This is a genomic window from Commensalibacter oyaizuii (genome assembly GCF_029953265.1).
Classification (GTDB): Bacteria; Pseudomonadota; Alphaproteobacteria; order Acetobacterales; family Acetobacteraceae; genus Commensalibacter; species Commensalibacter oyaizuii.
The window spans coordinates 1-9,710 of sequence record NZ_JASBAO010000003.1 but is presented as its reverse complement, the minus strand read 5'-3'; the positions used below and the strand labels follow the sequence as shown (position 1 = coordinate 9,710).

General features: G+C 31.9%; 13 protein-coding genes. 10 read left to right on the top strand and 3 right to left on the bottom strand.

The window, feature by feature from the left end:
* Positions 1 to 24 precede the first annotated feature (24 nt).
* Entirely contained in the window at positions 25 to 144 is a 120-nt protein-coding gene (locus QJV27_RS11160; protein ID WP_408869642.1) for a hypothetical protein, read from the top strand.
* Positions 145 to 278: 134 nt separating this feature from the next.
* A complete protein-coding gene (locus tag QJV27_RS11020) occupies positions 279 to 500 on the top strand; it encodes an RNA 2'-phosphotransferase (RefSeq protein WP_281449059.1) in 222 nt (73 codons plus the stop codon).
* A 227-nt stretch (positions 501 to 727) separates the two neighbouring features.
* Here QJV27_RS11020 and QJV27_RS11015 read toward each other — a convergent pair whose 3' ends face one another.
* Positions 728 to 2,233, bottom strand: a complete 1,506-nt coding sequence (locus tag QJV27_RS11015) for a Hint domain-containing protein (protein ID WP_281449058.1) — start codon at positions 2,231 to 2,233, stop codon at positions 728 to 730.
* 219 nt (positions 2,234 to 2,452) lie between these two features.
* Here QJV27_RS11015 and QJV27_RS11010 point away from each other — a divergent pair, with 219 nt between their 5' ends.
* Positions 2,453 to 2,761 carry a hypothetical protein gene (locus tag QJV27_RS11010; RefSeq protein WP_281449057.1) on the top strand — a complete coding sequence of 103 codons (309 nt, stop codon included), beginning with the start codon at positions 2,453 to 2,455 and terminating at the stop codon, positions 2,759 to 2,761.
* A gap of 125 nt (positions 2,762 to 2,886) precedes the next feature.
* Here QJV27_RS11010 and repM read toward each other — a convergent pair whose 3' ends face one another.
* Positions 2,887 to 3,576 carry a replication initiation protein RepM gene (repM, locus tag QJV27_RS11005; protein ID WP_281449056.1) on the bottom strand — a complete coding sequence of 230 codons (690 nt, stop codon included), beginning with the start codon at positions 3,574 to 3,576 and terminating at the stop codon, positions 2,887 to 2,889.
* A gap of 569 nt (positions 3,577 to 4,145) precedes the next feature.
* On the opposite strand from repM, the gene QJV27_RS11000 reads away from it, so the two are divergent.
* The 5 genes from QJV27_RS11000 to QJV27_RS10980 all read left to right on the top strand — a co-directional run bounded on the left by QJV27_RS11000 (position 4,146) and on the right by QJV27_RS10980 (position 6,839).
* On the top strand, positions 4,146 to 4,322 hold the full coding sequence (locus QJV27_RS11000; protein ID WP_281449055.1) for an RNA 2'-phosphotransferase: 177 nt from the start codon (positions 4,146 to 4,148) through the stop codon (positions 4,320 to 4,322).
* A 16-nt stretch (positions 4,323 to 4,338) separates the two neighbouring features.
* Positions 4,339 to 4,677, top strand: coding sequence for an RNA 2'-phosphotransferase (locus QJV27_RS10995; RefSeq protein ID WP_346771203.1), 339 nt, complete (start codon positions 4,339 to 4,341; stop codon positions 4,675 to 4,677).
* 268 nt (positions 4,678 to 4,945) lie between these two features.
* Positions 4,946 to 5,548, top strand: a complete 603-nt coding sequence (locus tag QJV27_RS10990; protein ID WP_281449054.1) for a phage neck terminator protein — start codon at positions 4,946 to 4,948, stop codon at positions 5,546 to 5,548.
* A 12-nt stretch (positions 5,549 to 5,560) separates the two neighbouring features.
* A complete protein-coding gene (locus QJV27_RS10985) occupies positions 5,561 to 6,352 on the top strand; it encodes a hypothetical protein (protein WP_281449053.1) in 792 nt (263 codons plus the stop codon).
* 49 nt (positions 6,353 to 6,401) lie between these two features.
* Positions 6,402 to 6,839, top strand: a complete 438-nt coding sequence (locus QJV27_RS10980) for a hypothetical protein (protein ID WP_281449052.1) — start codon at positions 6,402 to 6,404, stop codon at positions 6,837 to 6,839.
* A 34-nt stretch (positions 6,840 to 6,873) separates the two neighbouring features.
* On the opposite strand, the gene QJV27_RS10975 is transcribed toward QJV27_RS10980, so the two are convergent.
* Positions 6,874 to 7,407 (bottom strand): hypothetical protein, encoded by a 534-nt coding sequence (locus QJV27_RS10975; RefSeq protein WP_281449051.1) that lies wholly within the window; start codon positions 7,405 to 7,407, stop codon positions 6,874 to 6,876.
* Between the two features lie 441 nt (positions 7,408 to 7,848).
* Here QJV27_RS10975 and QJV27_RS10970 point away from each other — a divergent pair, with 441 nt between their 5' ends.
* Positions 7,849 to 8,151: a plasmid mobilization protein gene (locus QJV27_RS10970; RefSeq protein ID WP_281449050.1), complete on the top strand. Its 303-nt coding sequence runs from the start codon at positions 7,849 to 7,851 to the stop codon at positions 8,149 to 8,151.
* Positions 8,142 to 9,659: a relaxase family protein gene (locus QJV27_RS10965; RefSeq protein WP_281449049.1), complete on the top strand. Its 1,518-nt coding sequence runs from the start codon at positions 8,142 to 8,144 to the stop codon at positions 9,657 to 9,659. The genes QJV27_RS10970 and QJV27_RS10965 overlap by 10 nt, the downstream gene beginning before the upstream one ends.
* The last annotated feature ends 51 nt before the right edge of the window (positions 9,660 to 9,710 follow it).

Genomic DNA, 9,710 nt, shown 5'->3' with positions numbered 1-9,710 from the left:
GTTTTACGTCATGCTCCTGAGCGTATTGGTATTACATTAGATCAAAATGGTTGGACGGATATTAAACACCTCATCTCTAAAGCTAAAAAATCTGGATATAAGATTAGTTTAGAAGAACTTTTAGAAAACCGTTCGAACCAATGATAAACAACGTTTTACAATTTCAGAAGATGGTAGAAAAATTAGAGCTGCTTAAGGACATTCGATTGATATCGATTTAGATTTACAATCCACAGAACCCCCCTGATGTTCTTTTCCATGGCACAGCCAGTGCGAATTTGAACTCTATTTTCGAGATGGGAATACATTCCGCTAAAAGACAATATGTTCATTTATCGCCAGATGAAGAAACAGCCTTGAAAGTGGGTAGTCGGCATGGGAAAGCCATCGTGCTGAAAATCAATACAAGGCAAATGTTCAAAGAGGGCTTGAAGTTCTTTAAAGCAGATAATGGCGTTTGGTTAACCAATCATATTTTATCAAAATATATACCGTTCTAAGGAGAGTGCAGGGGTGTGAAGTCCCTTGCCATATGACTTAAGCAAGGTGGAGATAAAATCCTAAGTTACGATAGGTTATCGCTTTAAGTCTTTTGTGACATGAAAGATCATGTTTTGATTTTAGAAAAAGTAATTTCAAAAAATAAAAATTTTAAATAGTGAAATAAAAAGCTATTTTTAATTGGAAGAGTTACAATTTTAAAACTGTAACTCTTTTATTGAGTAAATTAAGATACTTTTTGATTTTTATATTGTTTGTTATTTACAATGTAAGGTCCGCCAGCAACAATAGAAATCTTCAATATACCAATAGAATTTTTACGTCTACTTGGCAGAGGAAGTTCTGCATTCCCTAAAGTCCAACGACAATTACTCGTTTCAATAACGCTCCACCCTAATAAAGATGACGTATTTAAATGTGTATCAATAACGTAATTTTCATTACCATCAGACAAAGAAATATCGCCAACCAATACACCTAAATTGCGACGATCATCAATATAAGGACCAATCACATCAGAAGGGCGACTTGAAAAAGAGTGTAAAGTTACTTTATCAACATTAGAAGGAATACGGAACATGATATAATTATCAGTTGTACGAAGTGCTTCTAATTTTTTTCCTGTAGATGTAGTTAAATATAAACCATGATCACTTGTTAGTTCATAATGTTGACGTATATCTGGCAAATTTTGTAATTTGGCACGTTCTTCGATTTGTTTGTAAATAGTTTCAGCAAAATCTCTAGAAGTATTTAATGGTGCAGCTGCATCTTTTTCCCAAGTTTTTTGTCCTTTAACTGTCATAAATTCATTAACTTGGATATCTGTATTTAAATAGCTTTCTGTTAGCATACCATCAGCGATAACAATAGAATGTTCTTCTGTTTCAATATGATATACGTCATAAGTATTGAAAGATGTATCTTGAATAATAGAACGTCCATTTACTAACATACGAGCAGGAATAAATTGCCCGTCAATATATAAGCAATGTTCGGGAGTTACTAATAAATCTTTATAAGGAACATTTTCTGCAATGGCAGATTTATAAATTCTAATTGGTAGCTTATCTATATGATTAGCAATAACTTTTTGGTTTAAAATAGATGTAATTTTTTTTACTACTTTATTACCATTATGAATGGTGATAATATCATCACCTACTTTTAATTCCTCGACATTTTTTTTACCTGAAGGGGTTTCTATTTCTGTTCCTTTTAAGAAACATTTAATTTCTGGTGGAAATTCATTTAGAGTCCAACCACTTGGAGATATACCGACTACGTTATGGTTTGGTATTAAAGCAACCTCCCATTTTTGGTTTAAAAAGGCTGTTGTATTAAAATTAGGATCAGAAGAATTCGTAATATTATTTATGCCAAATCTCATAATTGTAAAAGGTTGAGCGAGATCTGTATCAGTTCCGTAACCAACATATGATAATGATACTGTCAGAACAATTGGTTGTTGATTTACGTCAAGTCTACTTAACGTTATTTTTACATTTGGTAATAACTTTTGTCCGAGAAGTGCTTCACTTGCTTGCATTGTGGAAATTGCGCCAGCTGGGATCTCCACACTCTTAATATTGTTAAAACCCCAGGTAGAGATAGAAGATGGTTTAGACAATAATGAAGGAGTATCAGCAGAAGTTGTTCCATCGGCTATAGCATACGTTGCTGAATCTTGCCATACTTGATCAATAGGGCCAGTAATATTTGTATTTGTCATATTATCTCATCTACAATTAAAAGTTAAAGAAATTTTAGGGAGATAATATTACATAATCATAATTATTACAATAAGGTAATAATTATGATTATGTATTTATTGTATTGACAAATAAATGCACATTTGTAATGTTATCAATACGAAAATATTTTCGTATTAAATTTAACGATAGTGCTAGATAAAAAGGCATTATATTTTCAATTGAATTATGGTGAAAAAATGCGTGATCTTAATAATGTAGAAATTTCTAATGTTTCTGGAGCTGGTTTATTAGGTGCTCTTAACTTCGGTGTAACTGCTGGATGGGCTGGACTTATTCTTGGTGGTAAATATGGTGGATCAAACGGTGGTATTCTTGGTTTTGGGTTAATTGGTAACCTTGTAGGACTTATTGCTGGTGGTATTCTTGGTGCTGCTGGTGGAGCTGTTGTTGGTTTAGCTAATTCAGACACTCAAGCAAATGCATGGTCGCAGCAAGTTATATCTTTCATTACATCTGGTACTATTTTAGGACAAAATAACATTTAATTTAAAAATTAAATATTATTTTAAAAAGGCTATTATACTTTTTGGTATAATAGCCTTTTTTTTATTTCTAATAAAGTATATTAATATTATTAATTTCTAGTAATTATTACTTAAAAATAATATTTTTACTTTGATTGCCTAAAGGAAAAGCTAAAACCAATTATTGTTTTACCATTTTTATGTTGTTCATATTGAATAAAAATATCAGTAAAATCATTAATCTGAGATATAGCTATATCAAGAACTCGCCTTTTAAATAATTCCATTCTTTTATATTCATTTTTTTCTATACCTAATTGAGTTCGAAAACTTTCTAGTTCAAAAATAGGGGTTTTACCTGTACTACGCCATGAGATTAATATTTCGTACAAGCGTATTGCATATCGACTGGATAATTGATTAACTTGTTTTAACTCGTAACTTGTAAAATGTTTTTCCAGACGTGTAATTAATGGCACGACGGAAGGAGAAAATATTAATTTAATTAAAGCTTCACTTTCTATGTATCTGATTTCACTAACCCACCTAGATTTAACGTATTCTACGTTTCCTTTTGCATTGGTAAATTGATAGCTAAATCTACGTTCAAAAAGACTTTCAGAAGCTTGTTTTAATACTGCATAAGCAGTGTGTTTTTCCACGTTAAAGTGGTTAATATAACTGGATGCATGAACAGTTAAAGCATTATTAGTATTGATGCCCTTTCCTGTTTCTCTTGCTTCAATAATAGCAAGTAATACTAATCGTTGTTCTATTAAATCTAAATTATAACTGGCATTAATTAGTGCATTATCTTTAACAATTACTTCTTTCATAGAATACCATATATACAAAAATAATAATATAACACCATTATCTAATAATGGTGTCAATGGGTCGATAAACGGTGCTATATGGGTCGATAAACGGTGCTATATGGGTCGATAAACGGTGCTATATGGGTCGATAAACGGTGCTATATGCACTCTACACACGTTGAAAAACAAGGAAAAATTTTGACTTAAAAGAATTTAAAAGAATTTAAAAGAATTTAAAACAAAAAAAATGTGGATAACTTTTTTTTAAAAAATGTGGATAACTTTTTTATTTGCTAAATTATTTACAAAAATGCACATGAACAGATTGACCATTAAGAATCAAAATCTGTGATTATGTAGCTTTGATGTAAAAGTCTATATTTTAAATAAATAATACTTTAAACGCTCTTAAATCGTTCTACAGCACATTTAAATGGTTTTTATGTAGGATTTTATATGAAACAAATTAAAATGCACTGTAGGAGCTTTAAAATGGTATTTTCGTGCATATTAGTAATTTAAATTATTGCTTAGAAAACAAATTACATTTTTTAATCTTTATTTTTTAATCTTAAAAGGTTTATTCAGTGAGTAAAGAAATTAGTAAAATGCTTAGCTTGGTTTTACGTCATGCTCCTGAGCGTATTGGTATTACATTAGATCAAAATGGTTGGACGGATATTAAACACCTCATCTCTAAAGCTAAAAAATCTGGATATAAGATTAGTTTAGAAGAACTTTTAGAAAACCGTTCGAACCAATGATAAACAACGTTTTACAATTTCAGAAGATGGTAGAAAAATTAGAGCTGCTCAAGGACATTCGATTGATATCGATTTGGCATTACAATCCATAGAACCCCCTGATGTTCTTTTCCATGGCACAGCCAGTGCTAATTTGAACTCTATTTTCGAGATGGGAATACATTCTGCTAAAAGACAATATGTCCATTTATCGCCAGATGAAAAAACAGCCTTGAAAGTAGGTAGTCGGCATGGGAAAGCCATCGTGCTAAAAATCAATACAAGGCAAATGTTCAAAGAGGGTTTGAAGTTCTTTAAAGCAGATAATGGCGTTTGGTTAACCAATCATATTTTACCAAAATATATCGACTTTTAACTATTTTCTTTAAAGTGATATTTTATGGAAGATTCAACTTAACTTGAGTTTAGTATAAATGGACAAGTTATGACAAAATGTGATATGATAAACATCATAATCTAGTTGGTGCGTCTATAAGATAGATCGCAATATTTAATTTATAACAAACGACCCGTTTTGAGGTCGTTTTTTTTATGGCTAAATTCTAGAAAAATCAAAGGATATCTAAGTAAAAGGCGCAATCACTGCGTCTTTTTTTATGTCTTAAATTAACAAGAAAATGAAAATGACCGATAAAAATAAAAAGAACGATAAACAACCAGCAAAAGTTACTGCTAAGGCTCCAAAAGATGAAAAATTTCCAGAGCTTAAAACATTAACCTACAAGGAAATGTATAATATTATTGGTAAATTCCTACAAAAAGCAATTCCGATTAAAGGACTAAAATTAAAGATTATAAAAGGACTTACCAATAGGGTTTCATCGCCTAAACCTCCTTATGTTGTTTTGCAAGTTATGGATGAAAAAACATTATCTACTTCTGAAACGCGCTATACAGATCAATATAAAATTACATGGTCTAGATCTCAAGTAACTATTGAATTGTCTTTTATCGGTAGTGAAAATATTTCCGCTTTACAAATGGCCAAAGCCTTTACAGTTCGATTTAATGATGCTTGGGCAACAGAGCAATTCGAACAGTATAATAATGATGTTTTTTTTCCTCTTTACAGTGATGACGTAAGAGTTGAGCCAATGTCTTTAAATGAAGAAGGACAATTCGAAGATACTTGCGTTGTTAATGCTCATTTTGAATATCATCCAGAGCTTGGGATTTGTGCCAATAGTGCTAAAGAAATTGTGATGGATGTGAATATAGTAGAGTAAAAGAGAAAAGATATGTCGAACAACACTGTTACATTTTGCTATGTATCCGAAACTGGAAAAGAGGGAGATTTCATACAAATTCCATGTTCTCCACCATATGGTAATAAAAAAATAAACGCTTTAGGACAACCATCTCTACAAGAAATTATACAAACAGAGAAAAATCTACTCGCAAAAGAAAGGCAAATTTTAAAAAATGAAAAGATAAATTTATCTTTAAAAAGTAGAGTTTATGAACCGCTATTAATACCAATTGAAATTGAAGAGAGTACTTCTTTTCAAGATAAAAGTGACACATTTCAACCCACTAAAAAGCAGAATTGTAAAGAAAATACTACCAATAAATATATTGATCCTAATGAAAGTATTATTTCATTAAAAACAGACAATTGCTTCATAAATTGCGCATTCAGCAAATCAAGCTTATCACTATTAACAGCAGGAATATTAGGCGCATTTAGTGGGTTTGTACCTAAATCATTATTGAAAAGACTTAAAATAATACCAAAAGCAATAGCATTAGGCAGAGACGGCAGTAATTATGCAAGTATATTCTCATCCCTTGAGGCTGCTTTCCCTATACTACGAATACCAATTCGACCTTTATGGTCGATCAATCTTCGATTTAAAAATATAAAAAAATTAAAAAGACCAATGTTTAAATTTTCAAAAACTACAACATTATTTGCGTTTATTGGACGATGGGTACCTTGGATTGGTTGGGCATTACTACCTGCTGATATTGCTTACATTTCAATATGCACAAACAGATGTATGAACGACCATAAAAATAATATTTCTTAAAACAAATATTATTTTTAATTCATTACACGTATAAGGTATTATGTTATTTATGGAAACAGTAGAAATATTACGTCAAAAAATATATAAAGAAATTTGTAAGGATGGTTTTATTCCTTCTGAAGATTTTTCTTCAGATCTGATAATTAATGACGGTAAGTATGAATTTTTCGGCATCAAAGCGGAATGTATGATTTATCATAGTGCTGATGCAATTAATTTACCAATCGATTATCTTGCTAAAAATTTCTCTTATGAGGAATATTTCGAAGATGAAGGAGATGCTCTGTTCATTCCTTTTGTTCCATTCCTCATTATATTCTGTGCAGTTAGTGAGTTCTATAGATTTTTCAGAAATATAATTTTATTATTATTTAAGCGACCAATAGTAAAATATAAGAAATATGTAAAGCCTCCTCTCACAGCGCAGCAATTTGCAGACATAATGATTGGTTTTCTAGAGAAATATCAACAAGATAATATAAAATAGATTTATGATAATTAAAAATTAGCAATTCTAATTTTTAAATTAGTCCACCATCAAGTAATTTTAACTTCGGCGCTAACTTTTGGGCTTTTTCTCTAATTTCTTGAGGGTAGTGGTTAGCAATATTGGGATTCATGTAATAAATTACCCCTCTACCTTCTTTGCGTTTAATAATAGCCCCAATGCTTTCTAACTCTGTCATAATGTTTGTTACACTATTTACATAAAGCTGTATTTCTTCTGCAATTTCTTGGCGTGAAAGCATGATCTGTCCAGTTTCCTTATGAACATATTCAAATAATAAAGCCCATAATTTTAATGCTTTTAGTGGACGTTTACTATTTTCTTCAAGCCAATTAACGACCATTCTATTTTGTTCTGGGCTAATCATGATGAATGTCCATCTGTTTGGTTCTTGTAAATTATTTTTTCTTTTTGCTTCCCACAATAAAGAAGAAACTTTTTGTTCGTTTAGTTCTGGAAATTGAGAAAGAATTAATTGTAATTGTTTTAATTTTTCTTGTGCTTTTTGCTGTTCTTTAGGCTGTAATCTTTTGATATGGGCAGACATAGTTTTACCCTTGTGAATAAATGAATAATAGGTAACATCCAGTGTTATTAGTTGGTAACATAAGGTGTTACCTATTATCAAGATGCTTTTTGCAGTTTTTCAACGGAAATTGTGGATTTTGGAAATCCCTAGATAATAATAGATAAATTTAACTCCCTGTAGTCCCTCTTTTTTGTGGATAAATTAAAAAAAATATCCATTAATTACACATAAAGATTTTACCAATTCAAAAACAAAAAATCTGATTATGTAGTTGCAGAGTTTTTACGATGATTTTTCTTTTTTTGGTTCTTTTTTCTTTTTAAAATAATAGTTTACAGTAGGTTTAACTAAGATTAACTAGAGTTTAGAGTATATGGGCAAGTATATATCAGAGTAAACTCTGAAACTTGTAAGGGTTGGATATTCCCCCCTTAAACCCCCCATACAAGGAAATAAACAATGGAAAAACGAAGTAAGACCATCGCTATTCGGGTAACCCAAGATGAATATGAAAAACTACAAAAAATAAAAACAAAAGCTCGTTTAGCAGAATGGATGCGTGAACGTTGTTTATTGGAAAGATATGCTGTTAAAAAATATGATCCCGATCTTGTTTATGAAGTTAACAAAATTGGTGTGAATATTAATCAAATCACCAAAGCTCTTCATTTAAATCCGACCCATCAAACTCAAAAAATCATTAATGAACTAAAGCTTTTAAATGAAAAACTAGATAGGATTATAGAATATCGATGCTGGTAAAGTTCTTTAAAAACAAGGGAGGAGGTAGTCCTAATGCTTCTATGGCTTATTTGCTTAAGAAGCAGCCTGAGCATATTCGGATCTTACAAGGCAATCCTAGGTTTTCCAGATTAATAGCTAATGATTTAAGTTTTAAAAACAAATATACGGTTGGATGTTTGTCTTTTGAGGAGGATACTATCTCAGAAGCCCAAAAATGGGAGATTATGGATCATTTTGAAGATACTCTTTTTGCGGGTTTAAACAGAGAACAATATAATATTTGTTGGATTGAACATACCGACAAAGGCAGGCTTGAGTTAAACTTCTTTATTCCCAATGTGGAGTTAACCACTCAAAAAGCATTAACGCCTTATTTTGATCGTGCTGATCGTCCTTTAGTTGATAGCTTTCAGAGACTAATCAATCAACGATATGATTTAAGCGACCCAGATGACCCGCAGAAGCGTCAAATGACTATCTCTGGTAAGAACCTACCTAAAAGTTCTAAAGACGCTGTAGAAGCAATTAATGGGCTTTTAGAGGGGGAAGTAAAAAGTGGACATATTCGAAACCGCAAAGAACTTATTCAATATTTAAAAACTGTAGGTTTTGAAATTGCTCGAGAAGGCGAAAATTATATTTCAATTAAAAATGAAAAAGGCAGAAATCTAAGGCTTAAAGGGGCAATTTATGAACGAACTTTTGAAGTTGGCGCAAAAAGCCAAACAAATAGCAGAAAAGAGGAACGAGACGTTTTTGGAAGATTGCGACAAGATCATGCAGGAGTAGAAGCAGATTTTGAGCGAGCAATTAAAGCAAAAAAGGCAAGCAATCTTAAAAAATATCGATCTTCTATGGGAAGGATCATCTCAGAAAGTCGAGCAGATCAGTCAAGCAACGCAAGAGATACAAGCCTTATCGGAGAGTTACAAACGGGAGATATTAACAAACCAGCAAGCAGCCAAGCGTCTGATGCAAGAGCAGAGAGTAATCTTCAAGGACATGCTGAACGAACAAGAAGAGATGTTCAGAGCGGATTTGAAGAACGCACAGAATGCAACAGACATGATGATAGAACGTTGGAGAATACCATTTTGGGGAATGGGAGCGATATTGGTATTTATGATACTTCTGGCAATCGTATCGATGTTTACAATTTGGAAGACAATGGGGGATACTTCAACGGCGCTAGACACTCAAAATCGAGCATTAGCGAGAATAGAACAAATGAACAATATTCAACTCAGGACATGCGAAAACAAGCAGATTTGCGCAAAAATCGATATGAAGAGCCAGAACAAAATATTCGGAGATGGGTATATGATTTTAGAAACGACAGGGAAGTAGAAAGGGCGAGGCTTTTAGATGAAAAGCTGAACTTGCTTAGAGAGTTTTTGGATCATATTCGAAAATGCTATCAGGAGGTGATGGAATTACTGAAAAAGCAAGAAGCACATGTTCAAGAAGTAAAAATCGAAGAGGAAGATGATAACGACTACGAGTGGGATAATTCCTTTTCTCCGTGAATTTTGAAAGAAATATTAATGAGTAAAGAAATTGGTAAAATGCTCAGCCTC